The sequence below is a fragment of the Vibrio sp. C8 genome (assembly GCF_054051265.1).
Window position 1 is genome coordinate 197,528 of sequence record NZ_JBPAOE010000033.1, and the last position, 24,191, is coordinate 221,718.

The 24,191-nt window shown below is 44.8% G+C and carries 20 protein-coding genes; 16 read left to right on the plus strand and 4 right to left on the minus strand.

Going from position 1 to position 24,191, the window contains the following annotated elements:
* The first annotated feature begins 68 nt into the window (after positions 1-68).
* From ACRQQK_RS15185 to ACRQQK_RS15215, 7 genes are all read left to right on the plus strand, one after another.
* Positions 69-1,079, plus strand: a complete 1,011-nt coding sequence (locus ACRQQK_RS15185; RefSeq protein ID WP_102987288.1) for an ornithine carbamoyltransferase — start codon at positions 69-71, stop codon at positions 1,077-1,079.
* A gap of 409 nt (positions 1,080-1,488) precedes the next feature.
* Positions 1,489-2,418 (plus strand): aspartate carbamoyltransferase, encoded by a 930-nt coding sequence (pyrB, locus tag ACRQQK_RS15190; protein ID WP_457512751.1) that lies wholly within the window; start codon positions 1,489-1,491, stop codon positions 2,416-2,418.
* A gap of 16 nt (positions 2,419-2,434) precedes the next feature.
* A complete protein-coding gene (gene pyrI, locus ACRQQK_RS15195) occupies positions 2,435-2,899 on the plus strand; it encodes an aspartate carbamoyltransferase regulatory subunit (protein ID WP_457512753.1) in 465 nt (154 codons plus the stop codon).
* A 349-nt stretch (positions 2,900-3,248) separates the two neighbouring features.
* A complete protein-coding gene (locus ACRQQK_RS15200) occupies positions 3,249-3,743 on the plus strand; it encodes an arginine repressor (RefSeq protein WP_457512755.1) in 495 nt (164 codons plus the stop codon).
* A gap of 283 nt (positions 3,744-4,026) precedes the next feature.
* Positions 4,027-5,334 carry an anaerobic C4-dicarboxylate transporter gene (locus tag ACRQQK_RS15205; protein WP_457512757.1) on the plus strand — a complete coding sequence of 436 codons (1,308 nt, stop codon included), beginning with the start codon at positions 4,027-4,029 and terminating at the stop codon, positions 5,332-5,334.
* A 189-nt stretch (positions 5,335-5,523) separates the two neighbouring features.
* Positions 5,524-7,314: a protein-disulfide reductase DsbD gene (locus ACRQQK_RS15210; protein ID WP_457512841.1), complete on the plus strand. Its 1,791-nt coding sequence runs from the start codon at positions 5,524-5,526 to the stop codon at positions 7,312-7,314.
* Between the two features lie 176 nt (positions 7,315-7,490).
* Positions 7,491-8,120 (plus strand): response regulator, encoded by a 630-nt coding sequence (locus tag ACRQQK_RS15215; RefSeq protein WP_457512759.1) that lies wholly within the window; start codon positions 7,491-7,493, stop codon positions 8,118-8,120.
* 14 nt (positions 8,121-8,134) lie between these two features.
* On the opposite strand, the gene ACRQQK_RS15220 is transcribed toward ACRQQK_RS15215, so the two are convergent.
* The gene (locus ACRQQK_RS15220; RefSeq protein ID WP_457512760.1) at positions 8,135-9,880 is read right to left on the minus strand and encodes a potassium/proton antiporter; all 1,746 of its coding nucleotides are present in this window, start codon (positions 9,878-9,880) and stop codon (positions 8,135-8,137) included.
* A gap of 387 nt (positions 9,881-10,267) precedes the next feature.
* Between ACRQQK_RS15220 and ACRQQK_RS15225 the strand changes: the two genes are divergently transcribed.
* Together ACRQQK_RS15225 and ACRQQK_RS15230 are read left to right on the plus strand one after the other, a co-directional pair.
* On the plus strand, positions 10,268-10,534 hold the full coding sequence (locus ACRQQK_RS15225) for a DUF4212 domain-containing protein (RefSeq protein ID WP_020329362.1): 267 nt from the start codon (positions 10,268-10,270) through the stop codon (positions 10,532-10,534).
* A gap of 12 nt (positions 10,535-10,546) precedes the next feature.
* Complete coding sequence (locus tag ACRQQK_RS15230; protein WP_457512763.1) at positions 10,547-12,250, plus strand: sodium:solute symporter family protein; 1,704 nt, start codon at positions 10,547-10,549, stop codon at positions 12,248-12,250.
* 95 nt (positions 12,251-12,345) lie between these two features.
* Here the strand turns inward: ACRQQK_RS15230 and ACRQQK_RS15235 are convergent, their stop codons facing one another.
* Entirely contained in the window at positions 12,346-13,017 is a 672-nt protein-coding gene (locus ACRQQK_RS15235) for a 7-cyano-7-deazaguanine/7-aminomethyl-7-deazaguanine transporter (RefSeq protein WP_457512764.1), read from the minus strand.
* A gap of 397 nt (positions 13,018-13,414) precedes the next feature.
* Between ACRQQK_RS15235 and gmk the strand changes: the two genes are divergently transcribed.
* From gmk to ACRQQK_RS15265, 6 genes are all read left to right on the plus strand, one after another.
* A complete protein-coding gene (gmk, locus tag ACRQQK_RS15240) occupies positions 13,415-14,038 on the plus strand; it encodes a guanylate kinase (RefSeq protein ID WP_457512765.1) in 624 nt (207 codons plus the stop codon).
* 97 nt (positions 14,039-14,135) lie between these two features.
* Positions 14,136-14,408: a DNA-directed RNA polymerase subunit omega gene (gene rpoZ, locus ACRQQK_RS15245; protein ID WP_004728487.1), complete on the plus strand. Its 273-nt coding sequence runs from the start codon at positions 14,136-14,138 to the stop codon at positions 14,406-14,408.
* 40 nt (positions 14,409-14,448) lie between these two features.
* Positions 14,449-16,569, plus strand: a complete 2,121-nt coding sequence (gene spoT, locus ACRQQK_RS15250; RefSeq protein ID WP_042484881.1) for a bifunctional GTP diphosphokinase/guanosine-3',5'-bis pyrophosphate 3'-pyrophosphohydrolase — start codon at positions 14,449-14,451, stop codon at positions 16,567-16,569.
* A gap of 140 nt (positions 16,570-16,709) precedes the next feature.
* Positions 16,710-17,396 carry a tRNA (guanosine(18)-2'-O)-methyltransferase TrmH gene (gene trmH / locus ACRQQK_RS15255; RefSeq protein WP_102941250.1) on the plus strand — a complete coding sequence of 229 codons (687 nt, stop codon included), beginning with the start codon at positions 16,710-16,712 and terminating at the stop codon, positions 17,394-17,396.
* A 67-nt stretch (positions 17,397-17,463) separates the two neighbouring features.
* Positions 17,464-19,542, plus strand: a complete 2,079-nt coding sequence (gene recG / locus ACRQQK_RS15260) for an ATP-dependent DNA helicase RecG (protein WP_457512768.1) — start codon at positions 17,464-17,466, stop codon at positions 19,540-19,542.
* 221 nt (positions 19,543-19,763) lie between these two features.
* Positions 19,764-21,167 carry a uracil-xanthine permease family protein gene (locus tag ACRQQK_RS15265; protein ID WP_457512769.1) on the plus strand — a complete coding sequence of 468 codons (1,404 nt, stop codon included), beginning with the start codon at positions 19,764-19,766 and terminating at the stop codon, positions 21,165-21,167.
* Positions 21,168-21,240: 73 nt separating this feature from the next.
* Here ACRQQK_RS15265 and envZ read toward each other — a convergent pair whose 3' ends face one another.
* Both envZ and ompR read right to left on the minus strand, forming a co-directional pair.
* Positions 21,241-22,545: a two-component system sensor histidine kinase EnvZ gene (envZ, locus tag ACRQQK_RS15270; RefSeq protein WP_457512771.1), complete on the minus strand. Its 1,305-nt coding sequence runs from the start codon at positions 22,543-22,545 to the stop codon at positions 21,241-21,243.
* A 211-nt stretch (positions 22,546-22,756) separates the two neighbouring features.
* Positions 22,757-23,476, minus strand: a complete 720-nt coding sequence (ompR, locus tag ACRQQK_RS15275) for an osmolarity response regulator transcription factor OmpR (protein WP_042484867.1) — start codon at positions 23,474-23,476, stop codon at positions 22,757-22,759.
* Positions 23,477-23,627: 151 nt separating this feature from the next.
* Here ompR and greB point away from each other — a divergent pair, with 151 nt between their 5' ends.
* On the plus strand, positions 23,628-24,104 hold the full coding sequence (gene greB, locus ACRQQK_RS15280) for a transcription elongation factor GreB (protein ID WP_457512774.1): 477 nt from the start codon (positions 23,628-23,630) through the stop codon (positions 24,102-24,104).
* Positions 24,105-24,191 lie beyond the last annotated feature (87 nt).

The following is a 24,191-nucleotide window of genomic DNA, read 5'->3' on the forward strand; positions in this document are numbered from 1 at the left end:
AAAATAACTTAATGATTATTCGAGCTGTTACTTCAATCAAGTAACAGCTCGAATAAGAGGATAACATCATGGCTTTTAACCTACGCAATCGTAACTTCCTAAAATTACTAGACTTCACTCCACGCGAAATTCAACACATGTTGGATTTAGCCGTGGAACTCAAAAAAGCCAAATATAACGGCTATGAACAACCGCGTTTAAAAGGAAAAAACATCGCTCTGATCTTTGAAAAAACCTCAACCAGAACACGATGTGCATTCGAAGTCGCGGCTTTCGATCAAGGAGCTCAAGTCTCTTACCTTGGTCCTTCTGGCTCACAAATTGGTCACAAAGAATCAATGAAAGACACAGCTCGAGTACTGGGCCGTATGTACGACGGTATTGAATACAGAGGCTTTGGCCAAAGTATTGTAGAAGAACTTGGCAAATACGCTGGTGTTCCAGTGTGGAACGGGCTAACTGATGAATTCCATCCAACCCAAATTCTTGCTGATTTTATGACCATGCTAGAACATGGACGCGGTAAACAGCTTCATGAAATTAAGTTCGCTTATCTTGGTGATGCTAGAAACAACATGGGTAATTCTCTCATGGTTGGTGCGGCGAAAATGGGCATGGATATTCGCCTTGTCGCACCAAAACAGTTCTGGCCAACAGAAGAACTTGTTGAAACCTGCCGATCTATTGCGAAAGATACCGGTGCAAAAATCACATTAACAGACGATGTTAATGAAGGCGTTATGGGATGTGATTTCCTTTACACAGATGTGTGGGTCTCTATGGGTGAAGCCAAAGAAGCATGGGCTGAACGTATTGACCTGATGCTGCCTTATCAGGTCAATATGGGAATGCTTAAAGCAACAGGTAACCCACATGTGAAATTTATGCATTGTTTACCAGCATTTCACGGTGAAGACACAACGGTCGGCAAAGAACTAGCGCGTGAATACCCTGTTTTAAAAGATGGTGTTGAAGTCACCAACGAGGTCATTGAATCTGATCATTCTATTGTGTTTGACGAAGCAGAAAACCGCATGCACACCATAAAAGCCGTAATGGTTTCAACTTTGGGCGATTAGTCCCCAAGTGAGCTATTTCACTTACCCCAATGCGAGCTGAATAAAGCTCGCATTATTTTCCAAAGCCTAAACGCAAGTTGTCACCCGGGAGAATAGTAGCACCAATGTGCTGCCATATGTTTCAAACATGAAGGCATTTTCGCATAAAAATCCATTTTCTGGATATTTTTGCCAAATCATTGAAAGCGCTATTTTTGTCCGTATAATCCTCAAAAATTTTTAATCGGAGGCATGACATGAGCAATTTTTTCTTACTATCGTGTTGCAACTCTCGTCTGAATCAGACGGGATATCCTGTTTTGTTTTTCCGTTTTTATCCAATTTCTAGCCTCCTATTTTAGGGGGCTTTTTTTTACTTAAATTTCGCTCTCATGATGAAGCGTATAAAACTCAAAAAGGAACAAACGTTATGGCGCATTCGTTATTTAACCGACACATCATCTCGATTCCAGAGCTTACTCGAAGTGAACTAGAACTCATCGTGGACACGGCAGCAAGATTAAAAGCTGACCCCAATCCTACATTGTTAAAGAATAAAGTCGTCGCGAGCTGTTTTTTTGAGCCATCAACTCGTACACGCCTCTCTTTTGAGACAGCCGTTGAGCGCTTGGGAGGAAGTGTGATTGGTTTCGACAATGGTGGAAATACTTCGTTGGCCAAGAAAGGGGAAACGCTTGCAGATTCAGTTCGAGTCATTTCTTCTTATGTGGACGCATTTGTTATGCGTCATCCCCAAGAGGGTGCTGCACGCTTAGCTGCAGAGTTTTCTAACGGTGTGCCAATCGTAAATGGTGGTGATGGAGCAAACCAACATCCCACTCAAACACTGTTAGACCTGTTTTCAATTTATGAAACCCAAGGGCATCTGGACAACTTAAATATCGCTCTTGTTGGAGATCTAAAGTACGGACGTACCGTTCACTCTCTAACCCAAGCTCTAGCGAAGTTTAATAACGTAAGATTCTTCTTCATCGCGCCAGAAGTACTTGCGATGCCTGAATACATCTGTCAAGAGTTGGAAGAACAAGGAATACAGTTCAGCTTGCATAACAGTATTGAAGACGTCGTTCCCGAGTTAGACATCTTATATATGACTCGCGTGCAAAAAGAGCGTTTTGACGAATCTGAATACGCACACATCAAGTCCGCGTTTATTTTGACGGCTGATACGTTAGCAGAAGCTCGCGAAAATTTGAAAATTCTGCATCCACTTCCACGCGTCGACGAAATTACGACCGATGTCGATAGAACACCTTATGCCTACTACTTTCAGCAAGCAGAAAATGGGGTCTACGCTCGCGAAGCCCTTTTAGCTCTAGTTCTCAACGAAACGATTTAAATGCAGGAGACACATCATGACTAAGAAACATCAATTGCAAGTTGAAGCCATTCGTAACGGTTCTGTCATCGACCACATCCCTGCAAATCTGGGGGTCAAAATATTATCTCTGTTCAAGCTCAATGAAACAAATCAACGTATTACCATTGGTTTGAACTTACCTTCATCAGAACTCGCACAAAAAGATCTGATAAAAATTGAAAATGTTTACCTTAGCAAAAATCAGGCAAATCAATTGGCTTTGTATGCCCCTAATGCCACCGTCAATCAAATTGAGAACTATATGGTGGTCAATAAACTGAAATTGACTCTACCTGAACAGATTACGGGAATATTTAGCTGCCCAAACAGTAACTGTATCTCGCATGGAGAGCCGGTCGATAGTCAATTTAACGTCTTTAAAAAAGGAAAAAATGTGCAGTTAAAATGCCATTATTGTGAAAAAGTATTCTCTCGGGAAATAATGACTGAATCAAAATAGAACCCACAACCACACAGTGTTCAGACCAACACTAAACACTGTGTGTTTTTACACGTCTTCCTCATATGCATAATCTTTCAAAATCAACATAATTATCCAAATTATCATTAAATTAATAGTTTTTTATTTGGTGATCTTATTCAAAAACCCAATTATTCATCGATGCTACTCTGCTCATCGATAAGTTTTCAAAATAATATGCGTAAGCAATTTTCTTTGAATAAGGATACATCTGGACCTAATGATTTGCTCATTAGATACCATAGTCACTCTAAGGATCTGAGTGTGTAGCAGAAAAGGGATGACCACTATTTTCCACGCGAGAGCGTAGTTAGATGAGGAGTTACCCGTGAATAGACACATTCCATTAGTTACATTTGAATCCGAAGATGACTCATTAGCTAATGCTTGTAAGCGTTTATTACATCAACAAAGCTTCACCAACCAGAATGAGTTACGTGAGAAGCTTGTCGAAATCGGTTACATAGGTATCAGCCAATCTACAGTATCTCGCCTGTTATCACAGTTAGGTGTTGTAAAAGTACAAAACGCCTGCGGTAAAAAGGTCTACTGTATTACCGTTGAAACCGCTCCTGTTCGCATCGAATCATCTATCTCCTCGCAAATCGAGTTAATTACACATAATCAATCTAATGTCATTGTCAAAACGCATCCCGGCAGTGCTCAACTGGTCGCTCGTCTTGTTGATATAGACCCTCATAGCGAAATACTAGGCACAATAGGTGGGAACGATACGGTACTGATTATTCCTAGAGACGTAACACAAATAGAGAAATGCGAAACGGTTGTTAGAGAACGTTTGGGATTACTTTCCGCTTCTTAGCAACAAGAGTGTTGTAGGAAAAGTCTGCGCCGAAACAGGTAAGATCGCCCGATAAGTTGTACTCGATCGCGGATTACTGACAGCAGAAGAGCTAGATAACATTTTCTCAGTTGAAAACCTCATGCGTCCGCAGTATAAAGCGGAACGCTACGAATAAGTGATTCAAACAAAGGGTTCTGATAAGGAACCTTTTCTAGTAAAAACTGTAAAAATAGTTGATAAAAATAACTGCAACGGACTGCAAACCAATATTTCTTTTTCATTTACTAAACGAGGTATCACTATGGTTTGGGTCGAGCTATTAGTCGTTCTTCTCTTCATCTTTCTAGGTGCACGCATTGGCGGCATTGGTATTGGCTTAGCAGGTGGTGCAGGTGTTATTGCGCTTTCTCTGGGTCTTGGTGTACCAACTAGCCAAGCATTCATCCCGGTTGACGTTATTCTTATCATCATGTCAGTGATCACAGCAATTGCTGCGATGCAGGTGGCTGGTGGTATGGATTGGCTAGTACAAATTGCAGAAAACTTCCTGCGCAAAAATCCACAACGCATTACGTTTTATGCGCCGATCGTAACTTTCATCATGACGTTGATGGCAGGTACCGGTCATACCGCATTCTCAACTCTTCCAGTGATCGCTGAAGTTGCAAAAGGACAAGGGGTTCGTCCATCCCGCCCTCTTTCTATTGCTGTTGTTGCATCACAAATCGCTATCACGGCTTCTCCAATTTCTGCGGCGGTTGTTGCTTTTGCAGCAATGCTTACTCCGTTTGGCGTTGATTACTTAACGCTTTTAGCTGTGTGTATTCCAACAACGTTTGCGGCTTGTATGGTGGGTGCACTTGTATCTAACTTCATGGGCGGTGAGTTGAAAAATGATCCTGTTTATCAAGACCGTTTAGAGAAAGGCTTGATTAAACTTGCCGACAAACAGCAACGTACTATTTTGCCAACAGCAAAAACAGCGACTTACATTTTCTTGGCGGCTATCGGTTTCGTTGTTTGTTATGCAGCAGCGATCTCTAAATCTGTTGGTTTGATTGAAAACCCAGCTTTAGGCCGGAACGAAGCGATCATGACAGTAATGCTGGCAGCAGCAGCACTGATCGTATTAGTTACTAAGATTGACGCAGCGAAAATTTCAAGTGCACCAACATTCCGTTCAGGTATGACTGCATGTGTGTGTGTACTGGGTGTGGCTTGGTTAGGTTCAACCTTCGTTAATGCTCACGTTGCAGACATTAAAGATGTCGCTGGCGCACTATTGGCTGACAACCCTTGGATGCTGGCTATCGTATTGTTCTTTGCTTCTATGCTGCTTTACTCGCAAGGTGCAACTACAGTGGCGCTAATGCCTGCGGCTCTTGCTATTGGTGTGGCTCCTCTTACAGCAGTTGCGTCTTTCGCTGCGGTCAGTGCTTTGTTCGTATTGCCAACTTACCCAACGCTACTTGCTGCGGTTGAGATGGATGACACAGGTTCAACGCGCATTGGTAAGTATGTGTTCAACCACCCATTCTTCATTCCAGGTGTGGCAACAATTGCTTCAGCAGTAACATTCGGCTTCCTATTTGGCGGACTGTTCATCTAGTTCTTACTAGTCTGTTAAAAGCCAGAAAAGAAAACCCGCGATATTCGCACAACCTTGCGTTGGATGAATTCGCGGGTTTTGTATTACTTCGATGAAACTTATTCGCTCTCATCTCGGTCTGATTGAGTTAATATGGCACAATAAGTTGTCGCCTGTGCCATTCACTCTCAACCAGAAATTGATTAGATGATACGTAAATTTTTCTATTTTTTGCTACTGACACTGTCTGTATTTAGCCATTCAGCCTTTGCTGTATTCGGTAACAACAATACGCTTTCGGTGAGTAATGACGGCAATAAGTTTGTTCCTGTCGATCAGGCTTTCCCGTTTAATACCTTCCAGCAAGGCGATCGCCTTTTCGTTGACTGGCAAGTAAAAGATGGCTACTACTTATATCAAGATCGCATCACAATCAGTGCTGAAAACGTCATATTAGGTGACTATGAACTGGTTGATGGCGAACCTTACCATGATGAATTCTTCGGTGATGTCACCATCTACACCACACCACTTTCTATTGTTCTACCATTGAGTAACTACCAGCTCGGTGCTCGTATTATCATTCAATATCAGGGATGTGCTAAAGCAGGATTCTGCTATCCACCAGAGACACGAGTAGTGGAGATCAGTAAGTTCGACTTTTCACAATCGGTTGGTTCTGAGAATACTGCCACCGAGCAAAATAACAATCCTCAATCTGTAGGTATTAGCAACGCACCAGTTTCAGAACAAGACTCGTTAGCAGGCAAACTGGCGCAAAACTGGTGGACGCCTTTGCTGTTCTTAGCGTTAGGTGTTGGCTTGGCTTTTACACCATGTGTGTTGCCTATGTATCCTATTTTGACAGGCATCGTTTTAGGTAATGGACAGCTAACTCATAAACGAACCTTGTTATTGAGCGTGGTTTACGTTCAAGGTATGGCGCTGACCTACACTCTGTTAGGTTTGATTGTTGCTTCTGCTGGTTTGCAGTTCCAAGCTGCTCTGCAACACCCTTATGTTTTGATTGGTCTGAGCGCAATGTTTGTGTTGCTGGCACTGTCAATGTTTGGCTTGTACACACTGCAATTGCCAAGCTCAGTGCAGACTTGGCTAAGCAATCTGAGTAATCAGCAACAGGGAGGCCGCCTCGCTGGCGTTTTTGCTATGGGGGCAATTTCTGGCTTAGTGTGTTCACCGTGCACAACCGCACCACTTTCAGGAGCCCTGCTCTATGTGGCGCAAAGTGGTGATTTACTCACAGGTGGCATAACACTTTATGCTCTGGCTATCGGCATGGGTATTCCGTTGATTCTAGTTGCTGTCTTTGGTAACCGCTTATTGCCGAAAGCGGGAGCTTGGATGGGCAAAGTAAAAACCGCCTTTGGTTTCATTCTTCTTGCGGCACCTATCTTTCTGCTGGAACGATTACTGCCAGAAATCTGGGCTACGGCGCTTTGGTCTGCTCTGGGCTTCACTGCATTTGCTTGGCTCTATCATGTTAAAAACAGCTTACCTTTTGGTGGCTGGAAACAAAGTACGCTAGGTATCATTGCGATTCTTGGATTACTGGCCTCAGCTCAGCCTGCTTTGAATTACTGGTTTAATGGCTCTCACACAGAGCAGCAGCAATCAACCATAAGCTTCAAGCGCATTGCGAATGTGGATGAACTTAACGCTGAACTGGATAAAGCCCAATTAATGGGTAAGCCAGTGATGCTCGACTTCTACGCCGATTGGTGTGTGGCGTGTAAAGAGTTCGAGAAATACACCTTCCACCAGCCAGATGTTGAACAGAAACTGAAAGGCATCGTACTGCTACAGGCCGATGTAACACGTAATCAACCACAAGACATTGAATTGCTTAAACAGATGGACGTCCTTGGGCTTCCTACCATTGAATTTTGGAACAGTCAGGGCGAAAGAGTACCAAGTGCGCGGATAACAGGTTTCATGCAAGCAGAGCGGTTTTTACAACACCTAAAAGACCATCAGATCTAAGTTTTCAATTCCCTCGCGCGACAAGGTTTGGCCTTATACGTCAAACCTTGTAGTGGTATTCATCTTCATGCAGATAAAAACTGGATATAGTTCAGACTTTTAGTCTATGGGCATTGTTCCAAACCTCAAACCAGACAATAATTTATTTAACGTAATTGTTAAAAGTGTTTAACGTCATGGATTCGACATACACCATCATCATCGCTGATGATCACCCGCTGTTTCGAAACGCATTGTTTCAATCCGTCCATATGGCGATAAGCGGTGCAAATTTGCTTGAAGCAGACTCTCTAGATGCTTTATTAAAACTACTTGAAAAAGATCCTGAACCGGACTTGCTGCTGCTGGACCTTAAAATGCCCGGCGCTAATGGCATGTCTGGCCTTATTCAATTACGTGCGGAATATCCAGATTTACCGATTGTAGTGATCTCTGCCAGCGAAGAGTCTTCTGTGGTATCACAGGTGAAGAGCCATGGTGCGTTCGGTTTTATTCCTAAATCCAGTGACATGCGCGCTTTGATCAGCGCTTTAAATCAAGTGCTTAACGGTGAACCTTACTTTCCTGAAGGTTTGATCACTAACAACGCAGCTTGTGATGATCTAGCGGGTAAAATCGCAACGCTAACACCACAGCAATATAAGGTGCTGGGTATGCTTTCGGACGGTTTGCTAAATAAGCAGATTGCTTATGAGTTGAATGTTTCGGAAGCAACTATCAAAGCACATATGACAGCGATCTTCCGAAAGCTTGGTGTGAAAAGTAGAACCCAGGCGGTTATCTTGCTCAAAGAGCTAAACAGTTAATATTGCTTCCAACGTTACTCACTCGGCTCCAAAACATCTTCCTCGGCTGGCAAACGCAAACCCACTTTAGTTACTTGCCAGTCGACAACATCCGCAACCACCCAATGCAATCCATACCACTCAAATTGATCACCCAGCACAGGCGTTGCGCCCAAGTGTTCGGTAACTAAGTCTTTTAGCGTCATATCTGTGCGAAATGGTCCTAATTCCAGACCGTATATCATCGCAACATCAACCAGTTTCGATTCAACATCTAAGAAGAAATCACCAAAGAAGCGAGCAAGAGACTCTTTCACTGGCGCTTCGCTAAACAACTGGCTCAGCGCCGCCAAATCTTTCTCTTGGGCAACCACACAAAGAATATCGCCAGATTCTAATCGGGTACTTCCTGAAGGATGAAGCAACGTTTTGTCTCGAAACAAAGCTGCAATACGTGTTCCCTCAGGCATAAAGAGATTACGAATTGGCTCGCCGATACACCATTTATCTTTCTTTAATTGATAAACAAACAGCTCCCACTCACTGGTTGGGAAAATCTCAAGCCCAGAGCGCGAAATAGGTTCAGGCTTCGAAGGCAGTTCGACTTTCGCCAGGCTCATTGCCTTAGTCAAAGAGCCACCTTGAACAATCAGCGACACCATCACCACGAAGAAAGCCAGATTGAAATAGAGCTGAGCGTCAGGCAAACCTGCCATCATAGGGAACACCGCCAGAATGATCGGTACGGCACCGCGCAACCCTACCCATGAAATGAACCATTTCTCTCTTGAAGTGAAGCTCTTAAACGGCAGCAAACTGATCCAGACCGAAATCGGTCGAGCAAACAGAATCATACCAAACGCTAATGCGAGGCCCGGTAATGCAATGGTTAACAAGTTTGTCGGAGTAACCAACAAACCCAGCACAAGGAACATGCCGATTTGTGCTAGCCATGTCATGCCATCCAATACGTTTAAAATTGAATGACGGCTGCGAGTTGGACGGTTACCTAACAGTAAACCCACCAAGTAAATGGATAGAATCCCACTGCCACCAAGTGCATTCGCCAGAGCAAAAATGATCAGTCCACCGCTCACGGTAAGAATGGAATACAGACCTTCTGGAAGCTTAGTCGTGTTGATAACTTTCCACAGTAGCCAGCCACCGGATAGTCCTAATAGAGCCCCCACACCAAACTGCTGAACGAAATTAAGCGCTAAGAAACTAACACTGAAGTCACCGCTGGCACTGCCAAGAATGGCAATCATAGTCACGGTTAAAAACACGGCCATCGGGTCGTTGGTTCCCGATTCTATCTCTAAAGTCGCCCCAACACGTTCATTGAGGCTGCGTCCTTTGAGCAAGGAGAATACAGCTGCGGCATCGGTCGAACCGACGATAGCACCAACCAGAATGCCCTGCATCAGCGACAGATCAAACAACCAAGTGGCCAACGCACCAGTAATCAAAGTGGTCAATGCGACACCGAATGTTGCTAACGACACTGAGGGCCAAAAGGCAACTTTAAAACTCGCTACTCGCGTTCTCATACCACCATCAAGGAGGATAATGGCAAGAGCTAAGTTGCTAACCAAATACGCTAACGGATAATTATCAAACAGAATTCCGCCCGGTCCGTCTTCACCCGCTAACATTCCAACGGCAAGAAACACCAACAAAATCGGAATACCCAATTTTGAAGATACTGGGCTGAGCAGCACACTCAATGCAATCAGCAGTGCACCAACCAGAAAAAAGCCGTTTATCGTTATCGCATCCAATCTTTCACCTTTCCAACTGACTCAAATATTTATAGATACATCTTTATTATGCTCACCATTGTGCACATTTTTATTACCTACGTCAGAAAAGTCTGTGTAAATAATTGCAACGTTTTCTCCCCCATAGCGAAAAAAATTCATTAGTAGTCAATGCCTGTTACTTACACAGTTATTTCCCCACTTCAGCACTCCGACCTTATACTTTCGGCTAATTTAACAGTTAATTAACATTCGAAAATAAATAAAAATAATTTAAATTCAATTAAATTCAGATAGTTATAAATAAAAACTCACAGACTAAAGTTGCACAGATCTCTTACCTTAACACTGCTAATGTATAAATCGTAACATTACGTTAACACAACATTTAACAGGAAGGAGAAGGCCATGGCGTTCGAATCTACAGAACATGCTCAAGCCTACTGGAAAGAAAACTTGGGGATTATGGGATCACTGCTCGCAGTGTGGTTCTTAGTGTCTTATGGCGCAGGCGTTTTATTCGTTGATGCGCTAAACAGCATTCATTTAGGCGGCTTTAAGCTTGGATTCTGGTTTGCACAACAGGGCTCAATCTACACATTCGTCGCTTTAATCTTTATTTACGTTGCGCGCATGAACTCGCTCGACAAGAAATATAACGTACATGAAGACTAAGAGGTTTTAGAAATGGATATTCAAACTTGGACGTTTATTCTTGTTGGTCTCTCCTTTGCTCTCTACATTGGCATCGCCATTTGGGCTCGAGCGGGATCAACCAGTGAATTCTATGTCGCTGGCGGTGGTGTACACCCAGTAGCGAACGGTATGGCGACAGCCGCAGACTGGATGTCTGCAGCATCTTTCATCTCAATGGCAGGTATCATCTCATTCATCGGTTATGATGGTGCGGTTTATCTAATGGGTTGGACTGGTGGTTACGTTCTGCTTGCTCTTTGTTTAGCACCTTACCTACGTAAATTTGGTCAGTTTACTGTGCCAGATTTCATCGGTGAACGTTACTACTCGAAAACGGCTCGTATGGTAGCGGTATTCTGTGCAATCTTTATCTCCTTTACTTACGTTGCAGGCCAAATGCGCGGTGTAGGCGTAGTGTTCTCTCGCTTCCTAGAAGTAGACATTAACGTTGGTATCGTTATCGGTATGGCGATAGTGTTCTTCTACGCTGTACTTGGTGGTATGAAAGGCATCACTTATACGCAGGTAGCTCAGTTCTGTGTTCTCATTTTCGCTTTCCTTGTACCAGCAATCTTTACGTCAATCATGATGACTGGCAATCCACTACCACAAATTGGTATGGGTTCAACCATCGCAGGTTCTGATGTTTACCTACTAGATAAGCTTGATGGTCTAACGCAAGAACTTGGCTTTACTCAGTACACTGAAGGTAGCAAGAGCATGGTGGATGTATTCTTCATCTGTGCTGCACTGATGGTGGGTACTGCAGGTCTTCCACACGTAATCATTCGCTTCTTCACAGTACCAAAAGTACGTGATGCGCGTATCTCTGCGGGTTGGGCACTACTGTTTATCTCGCTACTTTATACCACTGCACCGGGTGTTGCTGCGTTTGCTCGCGTAAACCTAATCGAAACGATTAACGGTCCTGATATGCAAGGTGTTCCAGCTGAACAAGCACCAAGCTGGTATAAAAACTGGGAAAGCACTGGTCTAGTTAAATGGGAAGATAAGAACGCCGATGGTCGTATGTTCTACTCTGGTGATGCTCGTAACGAAATGAACATCAACCGCGACATCATCGTACTGGCTTCTCCTGAGTTGGCTAAACTTCCTAACTGGGTTGTTGGTCTACTAGCAGCTGGTGGCTTAGCTGCAGCATTATCTACAGCAGCAGGTCTACTACTAGTAATCTCTACATCTATCTCTCATGATTTGTTGAAGAAAGGCTTCAAGCCAAACATGACCGATAAACAAGAATTGCTCGCTGCTCGTCTGGCTGCAATTGTGGCTATCGTTGGTGCTGGTTACTTGGGTATCAACCCTCCGGGCTTCGTAGCACAGGTGGTCGCCTTCGCCTTCGGCTTGGCCGCAGCATCCTTCTTCCCTGCCATCATCTTGGGTATTTTCTACAAGAAGATGAACAAAGAAGGTGCTATCGCGGGTATGGTTTCAGGTATCGCGTTCACTGCAGCGTACATTATCTACTTCAAGTTCATTAACCCAGCAGCAAGTACACCTGATAACTGGTTCTTCGGTATTAGCCCAGAAGGTATCGGTACTCTAGGTATGTGTTTGAACTTTGTGGTCTCTATCGTAGTGAATAAATTTACTGCTGAAGTACCAACTGAAGTACAAGATATGGTTGAGTCAATCCGCTTCCCTAAAGGTGCAGGCACAGCTCACGACCATTAATACGCAAAAAGGTTGGGCGAAAGCGTCTCAACTCTAGCGGTAATAAAAAAGCCCAAAGCATTGCTTTGGGCTTTCTCTTTTTCGTTCGGTACAAATTAAGCGTTAGCATCCACCACAGTAAAGCTTGGATTTACTGTGGTTAGTTTGCGGATCAGGTAATTCAGCAAGACACCATACATAGGCACAAACAAACCAAGGCTGATTACCAGTTTAAAGCCGTAATCGACTAAAGCGATTTCCGTCCAGTGTTGCGCCATAAATGGATCCGGGCTTTGGTAGAATGCAATACCGAAGAAAGCGACAGTATCTAACGCATTACCAAATAGCGTTGATGCGGTCGGTGCTACCCACCACTGCTTCATTTGACGCAGGCGGTTAAACACATGCACGTCCATAATCTGACCAAGTAGGTAAGCCATGAAACTTGCAATCGCGATACGCGCGACAAACATGTTTAACTCGCTTAATGGTGCCAAACCTTGGAACTGACCTTCATAGAACACTACTGAAAGCAGATACGAGACCACAAGTGAAGGCAGCATTACGTAAAAAATGATTTTACGTGCAAGGCCAGCACCAAAAATACGTACCGTTAAGTCTGTCGCTAAGAAGATAAATGGAAAGGTGAAAGCACCCCAAGTGGTATGCAAACCGAATACGGTAAACGGAATTTGTACCAGATAATTGCTTGATGCAATGATCACTAAGTGGAACAGAACCAGAAATGTCAGGGCTTTGCGCTGCTGCGCAGGGGTAAAGTTACTCATATTGTACCTTTTTAGTTTGATTTGGGGGCGAGGGAACCCAAATGAAGCTCGCGCTTCTCACTGATTGTCATTCGGAAGATTTGCTTCTCCCGAGCTAAGGGCGGCGATTATACATTAATCAATTTTGCCTGCAATAGTTCACAAAATAGCAAACGTTTTCCAGCCAACGTTAAATATAGAAGCTTGGTTTGCTTAGAAATAATGACGTTGAGGGGTCAAAAATTGCGCCACTTTTGACCTTTTCCTTGAGAAGATCCTCAAGATCATGCTAATCTTCCGCTCCATTTTTCTAGCCTAAATTTCGTCAATTCGATGAAATAATTAAGCTAGTGCTATCTTTAAGAGTGTCGGAGCACAATCCGATCACGCAATCCCAAACCAAAGTGGAACCAAATAAATGGGCAAAGGTACTCTGTATATTGTCTCTGCACCAAGCGGCGCAGGTAAATCAAGCTTGATCGCAGAAATGTTGGAACACAACCCAGCCTATGCGATGAAGGTATCCGTGTCGCACACTACTCGTGGTATGCGTCCGGGTGAGCAAGATGGTGTTCACTACCATTTTGTGCAGAAGGAACACTTTGAAGCGTTGATCGAAAAAGGCGAATTTCTGGAATACGCAGAAGTCTTTGGTAACTACTACGGTACTTCACGTGTCTGGATTGAAGAGACCCTTAATAAAGGTATCGATGTCTTCTTAGATATCGACTGGCAAGGTGCTCGCCAAATCCGTGAGCAAATGCCAAAAGCGAAGAGTGTGTTTATTCTTCCTCCTTCAAACGGTGAGTTAGAACGTCGTTTGAATGCACGTGGCCAAGACAGCGAAGCTGTTATTGCTAAGCGTATGGCGGAAGCTAAATCTGAAATTTCTCACTACCACGAATACGACTACGTCATCATTAATGATGACTTCGATACCGCCCTAACAGATTTTAGAGCGATCATTCGTGCAGAACGATTAAAGCAAGATAAGCAAGCTGAAAAATACAAAGGTATGCTTAAAGCACTACTCGCAGAGTAATTAAACGTATTATTAACAACCCTACTAGCTAGAAACCGCTACCGTAAGGTTGTATACTTTCTCGTCATTCAACATTTTTGTTTATATTGGAGTTCTCATGGCACGCGTAACTGTTCAAGACGCTGTTGAAAAAGTTGGCAACCGTTTCGACCTAGTTCTGATTGCGGCTCGCCGCGCTCGTCAAATGCAAACTGGTGGTAAAGATTCACTTGTGCCTGAAGAGAACGATAAGCCAACGGTTATCGCTCTTCGTGAAATCGAAGAAGGTCTTATCACTAAAGACGTACTTGACGCACGTGAGCGTCAAGAGCAGCAAGAGCAAGAAGCAGCTGAATTAGCAGCAGTGAGCAGCATTGTTCACAACCGTTAATCCCTGCAAGTAAAAAATAGACAACTCTCGGGCCTATAATTTGTATCTATTCGATAGCCTCAAAGACGTTGCCCAGGAATATCTCACAGAGCCTCAACTTGAGGCTCTGCGCCAATCTTATATAGTGGCAAGAGATGCCCACGAAGGGCAAACCCGCTCAAGCGGCGAACCTTATATTATCCACCCAGTGGCAGTAGCTCGAATTCTGGCTGAAATGCGCTTGGATTTGGAAACACTGCAAGCAGCCCTCCTTCACGACGTTATCGAAGATTGTGATGTCACCAAAGAAGATTTAGAAGCTCAATTTGGTCAAGCCGTGGCTGAACTGGTTGACGGTGTTTCTAAGCTCGACAAACTAAAATTCCGTGATCGCAAAGAAGCTCAAGCTGAGAACTTCCGTAAAATGGTTCTTGCTATGGTGCAAGACATCCGCGTGATTCTTATTAAGCTCTCTGACCGCACGCATAACATGCGCACGCTAGGCGCTCTTCGTCCGGATAAAAAACGTCGAATTGCCCGAGAAACCCTAGAGATTTACGCACCACTCGCCCACCGTTTAGGTATTCACAACATCAAAACTGAGTTAGAAGAACTGGGTTTTGAAGCATTATATCCAAACCGTTATCGGGTTCTGAAAGAAGTCGTGAAAGCAGCGCGTGGTAACCGTAAAGAGATGATCCAACGCATTCACAGTGAGATCGAAGGCCGCTTACAAGAGGTTGGCTTACCGGCTCGTGTGTTTGGTCGTGAGAAAAACCTCTTCTCCATCTACAACAAGATGAAGACCAAAGAGCAGCGTTTCCACACCATTATGGATATCTATGCGTTTCGTGTTGTGGTTGATAGCGCTGACACCTGTTACCGAGCTCTCGGTCAAGTACACAGCTTGTATAAACCACGTCCGGGTCGCATGAAAGACTATATTGCGGTTCCAAAAGCGAACGGCTATCAGTCTCTGCATACCTCGATGGTAGGTCCACACGGCGTTCCGGTTGAAGTTCAGATTCGAACCGAAGACATGGATCAAATGGCAGACAAAGGTGTGGCAGCACACTGGTCATATAAAGCCAACGGTGACCGCACGGGCACCACTGCACAGATTAAAGCTCAGCGCTGGATGCAAAGCTTACTTGAACTGCAACAAAGTGCAGGTAACTCGTTCGAATTTATCGAAAACGTTAAGTCTGATCTGTTCCCTGATGAGATTTATGTCTTCACGCCGAAAGGCCGTATCGTTGAACTGCCTGTTGGCGCAACCGCTGTAGATTTTGCGTATGCCGTACATACCGACGTGGGTAACACCTGTGTGGGTACTCGTGTTGATCGCAACCCGTACCCATTAAGTAAGCCTCTGAAAAACGGTCAGACCGTTGAAATTATCAGTGCTCCGGGTGCTCGTCCAAACGCAGCATGGCTCAACTACGTAGTGACTTCACGTGCTCGTACTAAGATCCGTCAGGTTCTGAAGACCATGCGTCGTGAAGAATCGGTCAGCTTGGGTCGTCGTCTGCTTAATCATGCCTTGGGTGAAGAGTCGATCACTACTATCAGCCAAGAGAGCATTCAGCATGTTCTCAGCGATCTGAAACTTTCCAGCGTTGATGATTTGTTAGCCGCGATTGGTCTTGGCGAATTGATGAGTATCGTGATTGCCCGTCGTCTACTAGGCAATGCTGATGAATTAACAGAAGTAGAAAGCAAAGACGGTCAACCTAAGAAGAAACTGCCGATCCGTGGTGCAGAAGGTATTCTGTTAACCTTTGCGAACTGTTGTCACCCAATTCCGGATGACCACATTATTGCACACGTTTCTCCGGGTCGTGGCCTTGTCGTGCACCGTGAAACCTGTCCTAACGTACGCGGGCATCAGAAAGAGCCTGATAAGTACATGGCAGTGGAATGGACCAAAGATTACGATCAGGACTTTATCACTGAACTGAAAGTCGATATGCAAAACCGCCAAGGCGCGCTAGCTGAGTTGACTAATGTGATTTCCAAGACAGGCTCCAATATTCATGGTCTGTCGACAGAAGAACGTGATGGTCGCTTGTACACCGTGACCGTAGTACTGACCACTAAAGATCGAGTTCATCTTGCTGGTATCATGAAGAAGATTCGTGCTATGCCAAATGCACCGAAGGTGAGACGCAGAAGGCACTAATAGCGCCTATGCTCAAGTAACCTAACGATGTAGCCCTTGATATGGCCTATCAAGGGCTTTTTTATTTAATGTGGTAAGCCTTTCCCAGCCACAGACTATACCCAAATTACTTGAAGGGTATAAAGCATAGAAAATTTATTATGAACTTAGAACGTTACACTCGAATTCAAGAGGTGCTGAAAGCACGCCAACCTGATCTGACAGTATGTTTAGAAGAAGTACACAAGCCGAATAACGTCTCTGCGGTCATTCGTACTGCGGATGCAATTGGATTACACAAAATCCATGCGGTTTGGCCGAGTAAGCAAATGCGAACACTTGGACATACCTCAGCTGGCGCTCGTAACTGGGTCGAAGTGGACACTCACGACAATATTCAAGATGCGGTAAAAGCACTAAAAGCGCAGAACATGCAGGTATTAGTGACCAACCTTTCAGAAACTGCGGTGGATTTTCGTGAAATCGACTACACCAAACCGACAGCAATTATCGTGGGTAGCGAAAAAGTTGGCATCTCAAAGCAAGCTCTTGAGCTGGCCGATCAAGACATCGTTATCCCTATGGTCGGAATGGTGCAATCACTCAACGTTTCTGTTGCTAGCGCACTGATTCTGTATGAAGCACAACGTCAACGCCAAGCAGCGGGCATGTATCAGCAAGAAAAAAGCCCGCTTCCTGAAGAAACCATTCACCGAATTCTGTTTGAACGTGGTCATCCTGTATTAGCCAAAGTGGCTAAACGCAAGAAGCTTCCTTACCCACCTCTGGATGATGAAGGCCAAATTGTGGCGGATGAATCTTGGTGGAAAGCGATGCAGAGCAAATAATTCCCCTGTACAAAAACACAGCTTAATGTTTGAATAACCCTTATTTCAAACAGCTAAATGGTTGATTATGTCTCAGCTTTTATCAGCAATTCCATTAACCTCACTTTCCGGAGTGGGTGCAAAAGTGGCCGAAAAACTGGAGAAAGTTGGGCTTATAACCGTACAGGATTTGCTGTTCCACCTGCCGTTGCGTTATGAAGACCGCACTCGAATCTACCCGATTGTAAAGCTGCATCCTGGCCTTTGGGCGGCGGTGCAAGGTAAAGTGATGGCGGTCGATATTACCTTTGGCCGTCGTAAAATGCTGACAGTAAAAATCAGCGACGGAAACGGCACGTTGACTCTGCGCTTCTTCAACTTTACCGCAGGGATTAAAAACAACTTTACCGAAGGTAAGTTAGTACACGCTTACGGCGAAATTAAGCGTGGCAATACAGGGTTGGAAATCATCCACCCTGAATACAAGTTCTATTTCCCAGAGCAAAAACCCGATGTTGAAGCAAACCTGACGCCAGTCTACCCAACCACTGAAGGTCTGCGTCAGCTCACTCTACGTAGCCTGACTGATCAGGCGCTATCTCTACTTGATAAAGCAGCAGTGCAAGAACTGCTTCCATCCGGTTTATACGATCATCAAATCACCCTGTCTCAGGCGCTGCATACCATTCATCGCCCACCATCTGATATTGATTTAAGCTTGTTTGATGATGGTCGCCATCCAGCGCAAATCCGTTTAATTATGGAAGAACTACTAGCACAGAACCTTTCAATGCTAGCGGTTCGCAGTAAAGGACAGCAAGATGTTGCCCTTCCTCTTAAAGCCTCAGACACGCTGAAAAATCAATTGTTGGCTCAATTACCTTTTTCACCAACCAATGCCCAAACTCGCGTGGTTAACGAAATCGAAGCTGATCTTGCGAAACCTCACCCTATGATGCGTTTAGTCCAAGGGGATGTAGGTTCAGGTAAAACACTGGTTGCGGCACTGGCAGCAGCCAGAGCGATTGAAAATGGCTACCAAGTTGCCTTGATGGCACCAACAGAATTGTTAGCAGAACAGCACTCCATTAACTTCAGCCAGTGGTTTGAAGCAATGGGTATCAAGGTTGGCTGGTTAGCGGGCAAACTCAAAGGCAAAGCCAAGGAAACCGAGCTCGCGCGTATTGCCAGTGGCGAAGTAAAAATGGTAGTGGGTACTCACGCACTGTTTCAAGAACACGTGGTATTCGATCATTTAGCCTTAGTCATCATTGATGAACAACACCGTTTTGGTGTCCACCAGCGTTTGGAACTACGCGAAAAAGGCGCCAAGCAAGGTGCGTATCCGCATCAATTGATCATGACAGCAACCCCTATTCCTCGAACGCTGGCGATGACTGCGTATGCGGATTTGGAAACCTCAATTATCGATGAATTACCACCGGGCAGAACGCCAATTCAAACCGTCGCAATTCCGGATACCAAACGCGATGACATCGTTGAGCGCGTGCGTAATGCTTGTCTGAATGAGGGCAAGCAAGCTTATTGGGTATGTACTCTGATTGATGAATCAGAAGTCTTGGAAGCGCAAGCCGCAGCAGACACTGCGGAAGAACTGCAACGCAAACTGCCTGATGTCAAAATCGGTTTAGTTCACGGCAGAATGAAACCGGCCGAGAAACAACAAGTCATGCAGGCATTCAAAAATAATGAGCTACATCTTCTAGTCGCCACCACAGTTATTGAAGTGGGTGTCGATGTTCCCAATTCAAGCTTGATGATCATCGAAAACCCAGAGAGACTTGGTTTAGCCCAGCTCCATCAGCTGCGTGGTCGTGTTGGCCGAGGCTCTGTTGCCAGTCATTGTGTACTTCTGTACCACGCGCCGCTTTCAAAAACAGCGCAAAAACGCTTAGGAGTGCTACGCGAAAGTAACGATGGATTTGTTATCGCGCAACGAGATTTGGAAATTCGTGGTCCCGGAGAGCTACTCGGTACCAAGCAAACTGGTTTGGCGGACTTCAAAATTGCAGACTTAGTGCGAGATCAACGCTTAATTCCTGAAGTTCAACGCATAGCTCGTCATATTCACGATAACTACCCGAAAAATGCAACCGCGATTATTGATCGTTGGCTTGGCGAACGAGACGTTTACGCGAAAGCTTAAACCTTGAATTGATTCGTTATATTTTCCTTTGCACCAACTTAAAGCAAACGTTTGCCTTTTGCATTAATTACTCTATAATCGCCGCAAAATTTAGCCTTATATTTTTTAAGACTAATTTCCAGAGCGGAATCTGATTAACAGCAATCACAGACAACCATTCTGCTCCACAAGCAATGCCCATTCAGCGCATTTTTGTGTACGACTCAATTAGGAAAATAAAAATGACAACCGAAAACGCGGCTCGTAAGTCCGATCTTGTCTATCAACTCAATGACAGACCACCTTTGCCACACACTTTATTCGCTGCTCTTCAGCACCTGCTCGCTATGTTTGTAGCTGTTATCACGCCATCCCTTATTATTTGCCAAAGTTTGGGCGTGCCTGCTGCAGAAACTAACACCATCATCAGCATGTCACTGTTTGCCTCAGGTGTATCTTCTTTCATTCAAATTCGAACCATTGGTCCTATCGGCTCTGGCTTGTTATCCATTCAAGGCACCAGCTTTAACTTCTTAGGTCCAATCATTGGTGCAGGCTTAGCGCTTAAAGCTGGCGGCGCAGATATTCAAACTATGATGGCCGCTATTTTCGGTACCATCCTTGTTGCTTCCTCTGCTGAAATTCTGCTTTCTCGTGTATTGGAATTCGCTCAGCGCGTTATCACTCCGCTGGTATCAGGCATTGTGGTTACATTGATCGGTTTGACTCTGATTCAAGTAGGCTTAGTCTCAATGGGTGGTGGTTACGCAGCGATGGGTGACGGCACTTTTGGTAGCCTAGATAAGCTTGCACTAGCGGGAACGGTTCTTGCAATCATCGTTCTGCTTAACCGCGCTCGCAACCCATACATTCGCGTAGCGTCTATTGTGATTGCGATGATTGTTGGCCTAGCATTGGCTTATTTCATGGGTATGGTCGATGCCAGCAAAGTCAGTGAAACAGCACTTATCGCTCTGCCTGTACCAATGCAATATGGCTTAAGTTTCGACTGGTCGCTGTTTATTCCATTGATGCTGATTTTCCTAATCACGGCATTGGAAGCGATCGGTGATATTACCGCTACATCTGAAGTTTCTGGTGAACCAGTGAAAGGTCCGGTTTACATGAAGCGTATCAAAGGTGGCGTATTGGCAGATGGTCTCAACTCTGCAATTGCTGCGGTCTTCAACAGCTTCCCGAACTCAACCTTTAGTCAGAACAATGGTGTGATTCTACTGACTGGCGTAGCTAGCCGTTACGTAGGGTACTTTATTGCTGGTATGTTAGTGCTGTTAGGTTTGTTCCCAGGTGTGGCGAGCTTTGTACAGCTGATTCCAGAACCGGTATTAGGCGGAGCAACCATCGTGATGTTCGGTACTATCGCAGCTGCGGGTATTCGCATCATCGCTCGTGTAGATTTAGATCGCCGAGCCATTCTGATCATGGCTCTGTCATTTTCTATGGGGCTTGGCATTGCTCAGAAGCCAGAAATTCTGCAATTTATGCCTGATTTTGTGAAAAGCATTTTCTCGACAGGTGTTGCCGCTGGCGGTATCACAGCAATTCTGTTGAATCTTCTGCTGCCAGAAACGAAACAAGCAAGAAAAGAGCAGCCAGAACAAGAGCTAGAACAAGCTTTAGATTAGTAGTCTGTAATCTTGAAAAAAGAGAAAGGCTCGTGTTCATGCGAGCCTTTTTCTTTCATATTCAGTTAATTCGTTACTTAGTTGGAAAACTGATCTGAGCGCGTAAGCCGCCTTCACTGCGATTACTCACTGCAACTGAGCCACTGTGCTGACTGATAATACGTTTAACAATGGCTAACCCCAAACCAGTGCCTTCACTACCTCGAGCGGTATCACCACGAGTAAAAGGTTCAAACACCTTATTGACCTGACTTGGTTCAATACCGGGACCATTGTCCTCGACGCACACCCACACCATACTGTTGTCCGCAGTAACCCCCGAGCTCACTCTCACCCAACCATTGCCGTAACGAACTGCATTCACCACAAGGTTGCTTATAGCACGCTTAATTGCAATGGGGTTACCAAACGCATTTGCTTTGCCTTTGTGCAGTTCAACTTCGATTTGAACTTCGTATCCGCCTTCAGAGCTAGCCACGTCCTGCGCAATATCATTCACGTTGACGACTTCGAAGGTCTGCTTATTCACTGGTTTTAAATAATCCATAAACTGGCTGATGATCTCATTGCACTCTTCGGTGTCACTGATGATCCCTTCTGCCAGATAGCTGTCTTCTGGTGACATCATTTCAGTGGCAAGACGAATACGAGTTAGCGGTGTACGTAAGTCATGACTAATACCCGCCATCAACAAGGCTCTGTCTTCTTCTAAAGCCTGAATGCCTTTTGACATCTGATTGAATGCTCGCGTTACTGAGCGAATTTCAGAAGCGCCTCTTTCAGGTAATGGCGGAGGAACTTCTCCGCGACCAACAGATTGCGCCACTTTTTCCAAAGCGATTAGCGGCCTGTTCTGCATACGGATAAACAACCAGCCGCCAAAAATAATCATCAAAGCCATGATAATGCTGTTGCGAAAAAGAGGCGAAAAATCCTTTTCACGTAATTCCGATAGAGGAATGCGAAGTAATTGTCCCGGTATCGCCTCGATTTTCATCCACAAAATATAGCTCTCTGCACCGGACATCATACGCACTTCTGTTGGCGAGCCGAGTTCCGAACTCATATCTTCGCTCATCAGATCAATACTCACTGCATGCTCAAATTCACTGGCAATCGGGCTGTCTTCAGGATGAATCGTCACACCAAGCTGTTCGAGAACACGGCGACGTAAAAGTGCATCCATTGGCACGCCCGTATCTTGATTGACGGTATCATCAAGCATCAGGTTGATTTCATGACTGAGGATTTTGTTGAACTGCTTTAAGCTTGGCATCAACGCGTAATTAAAAACGGCGTAATAAGAATAAACCTGACTAGCAATAAGCAAGCTTAAAAAGAGAAGAATAGATTGAGTAAACGAGCTACGAATACGCATATATTGCCTATGTTTTTATCGACGAGTTATTCAAACTGCTTTGACAGACCAGTGGTGACATATTGCCAGAAGTCACATACTGATTGTTGCAGACAGAGGTTTACCGTCAATGAAAATTACAGATAAGGCGCGCGTAGAGAATAGAAGCAGCACGCGCCATTGAGTTTAGTCAGCCGACGCGTGCATAAAACAACATAAGTTAAACTTACGCTTAGTTTAGTTTACCGTCGGGAACGAATACATAACCTAAGCCCCACACTGTTTGAATGTAGCGTGGTTTGCTTGGGTCAACTTCCAGCATACGACGTAAACGAGAAATTTGTACGTCGATTGAGCGTTCCATTGCTGAATATTCACGACCACGAGCCATGTTCATCAACTTATCGCGAGATAACGGCTCACGCGCATTCATTACCAGCGCTTTCAGTACGGCGAATTCACCTGAGGTCAAAGGCATTGGCTCTTCGCCTCGGAACATTTCACGAGTACCTAGGTTCAGGCGGAATTCACCGAACTCGACCAACGACTCTTCAGAGCTTGGCGCTCCCGGCGCTTCAATGGTCTGACGACGCAATACCGCTTTAAGGCGCGCTAATAGCTCACGCGGGTTAAAAGGCTTGGTTAGGTAATCATCTGCGCCGATTTCTAAGCCAACGATACGATCGATCTCATCGCCTTTCGCTGTCAGCATCAGAATTGGAATCATATTGTTTGAATTGCGCAGACGACGACAGATAGATAATCCATCTTCCCCAGGCAACATCAAATCCAGCACCATGATATGGAAGGTTTCACGAGTTAATAGGCGGTCCATTTGCTCACTGTTCGCAACACTTCTAACTTGGAAGCCTTGCTCAGATAAGTAACGTTCCAACAGCGCACGCAGACGTGCATCGTCATCGACCACTAAGACTTTAAAGTTTTCTTGCATTTACGCCCTACCTATTCGTTATTCAACCCCATACACTTCTGGGATAGTGAAATGTAACACCGTTCTGACGAAAGTAATTCAAAGAATTGTTAACGTTTATTTCTTTTTTAGCTAATGTAGCAGCCAGTTGCAATTACCATAAGTCAGGAACATGAAGACAAACCTTATTACACGTGAAGGCTTTGATCGTCTAAAAAAAGAACTGGATACATTATGGCGCGAAGAACGCCCTGAAGTAACAAAAAAAGTGACTTGGGCAGCCAGCCTAGGTGACCGCAGCGAGAATGCTGACTACCAGTACAACAAGAAACGATTACGTGAAATAGACCGCCGTGTTCGTTACCTTCGCAAGCGTTTAGAGCAGGTAAAAGTAGTAGACTACTCACCTCAACAGGAAGGCAAAGTGTTCTTTGGCGCTTGGGTAGAGATTGAAAACGAGAATGGCGATTCAAAAGCTTTTCGCATAGTCGGCCCTGATGAAATCTACGGCGGTGCAAAAGGCTATATTTCCATTGATTCGCCCATGGCTCGCGCACTGCTGAAAAAAGAGGTGGACGATGAGTTTGTTGTTCACACACCTGAAGGACCGAAAGAGTGGTTCGTCAACGCTATCCGCTACGAAGCGTAATGCCTGAAAAGAGTGAAGCTGTGTATGACTCAGACTGGAAATGTCTGCTTCACATCCCCATATAGCCCTATTAGTACCAATGAATTA

Excerpts from the sequence above, each read along its gene's own strand:
- rpoZ (WP_004728487.1), top strand. The coding sequence starts at position 14,136 with ATGGCACGCGTAACTGTTCAAGACGCTGTTGAAAAAGTTGGCAACCGT.
- recG (WP_457512768.1), top strand. The coding sequence starts at position 17,464 with ATGTCTCAGCTTTTATCAGCAATTCCATTAACCTCACTTTCCGGAGTG.
- ACRQQK_RS15235 (WP_457512764.1), bottom strand. The coding sequence starts at position 13,017 with ATGAGTAACTTTACCCCTGCGCAGCAGCGCAAAGCCCTGACATTTCTG.
- ompR (WP_042484867.1), bottom strand. The coding sequence starts at position 23,476 with ATGCAAGAAAACTTTAAAGTCTTAGTGGTCGATGACGATGCACGTCTG.
- pyrI (WP_457512753.1), top strand. The coding sequence starts at position 2,435 with ATGACTAAGAAACATCAATTGCAAGTTGAAGCCATTCGTAACGGTTCT.
- ACRQQK_RS15265 (WP_457512769.1), top strand. The coding sequence starts at position 19,764 with ATGACAACCGAAAACGCGGCTCGTAAGTCCGATCTTGTCTATCAACTC.
- gmk (WP_457512765.1), top strand. The coding sequence starts at position 13,415 with ATGGGCAAAGGTACTCTGTATATTGTCTCTGCACCAAGCGGCGCAGGT.
- ACRQQK_RS15230 (WP_457512763.1), top strand. The coding sequence starts at position 10,547 with ATGGATATTCAAACTTGGACGTTTATTCTTGTTGGTCTCTCCTTTGCT.
- ACRQQK_RS15215 (WP_457512759.1), top strand. The coding sequence starts at position 7,491 with ATGGATTCGACATACACCATCATCATCGCTGATGATCACCCGCTGTTT.
- ACRQQK_RS15185 (WP_102987288.1), top strand. The coding sequence starts at position 69 with ATGGCTTTTAACCTACGCAATCGTAACTTCCTAAAATTACTAGACTTC.
- ACRQQK_RS15225 (WP_020329362.1), top strand. The coding sequence starts at position 10,268 with ATGGCGTTCGAATCTACAGAACATGCTCAAGCCTACTGGAAAGAAAAC.
- envZ (WP_457512771.1), bottom strand. The coding sequence starts at position 22,545 with ATGCGTATTCGTAGCTCGTTTACTCAATCTATTCTTCTCTTTTTAAGC.
- trmH (WP_102941250.1), top strand. The coding sequence starts at position 16,710 with ATGAACTTAGAACGTTACACTCGAATTCAAGAGGTGCTGAAAGCACGC.
- ACRQQK_RS15205 (WP_457512757.1), top strand. The coding sequence starts at position 4,027 with ATGGTTTGGGTCGAGCTATTAGTCGTTCTTCTCTTCATCTTTCTAGGT.
- greB (WP_457512774.1), top strand. The coding sequence starts at position 23,628 with ATGAAGACAAACCTTATTACACGTGAAGGCTTTGATCGTCTAAAAAAA.
- pyrB (WP_457512751.1), top strand. The coding sequence starts at position 1,489 with ATGGCGCATTCGTTATTTAACCGACACATCATCTCGATTCCAGAGCTT.